We start from the raw sequence: 892 nt of genomic DNA on the forward strand, positions 1-892 counted from the left end.
CACTCAATTGCAAACATCTGCCAGCGGCAGGCTCACCAACAACGCGTTGAACGAGCAATAAATTTTACCGCTCCCGCTACTATTATCTTTAGCGGAAGCGGTATAACCATCTCTTAATTGCACCTGTAACTCATTATTTTAACGGATAAAAATGTTTGTCCTAAAATGATGTTGGCTAATTGCTCAGCCGAATACCATCGGGTTATAGTCAGCACCGCTGCGGTAAAGTCCTTTACCGGATTTGGCAGTCCGGCATAAGCCAAAGTGCATGACGTAAATACGGTTACATTGGTAATAAGCAAGAAATGGTGAGCTGGGTGGGGGCATTGCAAGATGCACCGGTTTCTTGGTGGCCGGTAGTTCCAACCTCGCTCAGTTCACCACCCATAGAGATGAAAATCTCAAGATGGTGAGTATCAACACCGTCAACTGAGAAAGACTAATAGCAACTCGGCGTAGTACAAGGAAGCACTGATGACAATTGCAGAATCACTTGAACTAGAAGGCTATCTGAAAGGATACACTGAAAGCTATCAGGAAAGTCAGCGGGAGACGATACTGAAAATCGCCCGGTCTTTACTGGCCGAAGGTGTTGATCGCACTCTGGTAAAGGAAGTCACTGGCCTACGTGATGAAGACCTGACGCAATAACGCGTTAACCCCCATTCTAACGGGCGATGTTGTGTTAGACGTTGCCTTATTTCTGCCAGTTTTTCGCACCCTATTTATTCCGCACTGTGATTATTTTTTCTCTCTTATTCATATCGATAACTCATTATTTTAAATAGAAAAAATGTTTGTCCTAAAGTTGTGCGGAGTGATTGCTCACACTGATACCCATGACTATCATCGCCCGATGAAAACGACCCCTACACCCCATGATGCACTTTTT

The 892-nt window shown here is 44.5% G+C and carries 1 protein-coding gene; it reads left to right on the top strand.

What is annotated here, in order from left to right; translation table 11 throughout:
• The first annotated feature begins 474 nt into the window (after window positions 1–474).
• Window positions 475–651, top strand: coding sequence for a hypothetical protein (locus AEP37_RS26835; RefSeq protein WP_005170412.1), 177 nt, complete (start codon window positions 475–477; stop codon window positions 649–651).
• Window positions 652–892 lie beyond the last annotated feature (241 nt).

It is taken from the genome of Yersinia pekkanenii (assembly GCF_001152565.1).
Classification (GTDB): domain Bacteria; phylum Pseudomonadota; class Gammaproteobacteria; order Enterobacterales; family Enterobacteriaceae; genus Yersinia; species Yersinia pekkanenii.

What these genes read in the sequence shown, in the direction of transcription:
- AEP37_RS26835 (WP_005170412.1), top strand. Translation starts at nt 475, where the DNA reads ATGACAATTGCAGAATCACTTGAACTAGAAGGCTATCTGAAAGGATAC.